The organism is Vibrio harveyi NBRC 15634 = ATCC 14126 = KCTC 12724 (assembly GCF_001591145.1).
In the GTDB taxonomy this organism is placed as follows: domain Bacteria; phylum Pseudomonadota; class Gammaproteobacteria; order Enterobacterales; family Vibrionaceae; genus Vibrio; species Vibrio harveyi.
This window is the reverse complement of the sequence record NZ_BCUF01000140.1, coordinates 1-1,047: the sequence shown is the minus strand read 5'-3', so window position 1 is coordinate 1,047 and position 1,047 is coordinate 1. Positions and strand designations below refer to the sequence as shown.

Below are 1,047 nucleotides of genomic sequence, written 5' to 3'. Positions count from 1 at the left end.
CGGTATTGCGTTGCTCACCCCTTAACAGGGCGTTAAAAATCAAGAGGAAATATGGAATATATAAATATTGACGGCGATCCTTTGTCTAAAGATGAAATGAAAACATTACGACGGTTTAAGGGGTTTATTAAGAAAAATAACAAAAGTGGAAAGATATTGTTGTTATATAGGGGAGAAAAAAAGCAGAATATTTGGAAACGTCACTCTAGCGAGAATGAAGAGTTCAATGAACAAAATATGTATCAAAGAGTCTTTTATTTTGGAGAAAAGTCAAGGCATTTTTCTATCGACGAAATTGATGACGAGCGCTCGTTTCTTTTAAACATTAATGATTGTTCGTTTGATACTTTAGAGTATATTTTTAAGAGAATCGCACATGTAATTAGCAATCGACGCAGTAAAAAGCGTGTTCTAGATAACACACCAGAAGAGTTTATTGACTATTTCAATAATCCTTCAAATATTGTAGATTTTGTGTCCAAGTTCGAAATGATTAAATGTAGGTCAATCCGATTGCAAGTCCGAGATTACTACTTGCATTGGCTTCATATGGCTGGGGCTGTCGGCATCCGCACTGAAACTACTCTAGTTTCGACTAGTATTGATAAAAATGTTGCTTTAGATTTCTCTAACGATAAACATGATAAATATATTTTGCATTATTTTATCCCCAAACCATTCTACCATCATGCCGTTGGGCATTTGGCAAATACAATTCATGAGTTCTCTACCACAAATTCGGGGCTGCCAAACTACAATTCTTTAGGCTTGTACCCTGCCAAAGTGAGGTAGGGGTCAAAGGAGCGCTACTCCCCCATTTTATTTTGGGCATTGAACTCGCTTCAGAGAAAAAATTTATTGTTAATCCTCATCTTAGAAATGTTGATGAGAATGACTTTGAGAAAGTAGCTGAAAAAGGATTTTGGATAGATCAAGGCGAGTTCGTAAATAGACTTGCAGAAACGGCTTACATACGTTGGGGAGTAACTGATTTAGAGGGAGGGTTTGAGGAGAGTGATTTTTAACAAACTGTTCAAGAGGGATTCG

2 protein-coding genes are annotated in these 1,047 nt (G+C 36.6%); both read left to right on the top strand.

Annotated elements, in window-relative coordinates; genetic code table 11:
* Nucleotides 1-51: 51 nt before the first annotated feature.
* On the top strand, nucleotides 52-792 hold the full coding sequence (locus VHA02S_RS24875; protein ID WP_038899640.1) for a hypothetical protein: 741 nt from the start codon (nucleotides 52-54) through the stop codon (nucleotides 790-792).
* Between the two features lie 32 nt (nucleotides 793-824).
* Nucleotides 825-1,025, top strand: a complete 201-nt coding sequence (locus tag VHA02S_RS24870) for a hypothetical protein (protein WP_038899642.1) — start codon at nucleotides 825-827, stop codon at nucleotides 1,023-1,025.
* Nucleotides 1,026-1,047 lie beyond the last annotated feature (22 nt).

Bases quoted from the DNA above. Each gene is read 5' to 3' on its own strand.
- VHA02S_RS24875 (WP_038899640.1), top strand. From the start codon at position 52: ATGGAATATATAAATATTGACGGCGATCCTTTGTCTAAAGATGAAATG.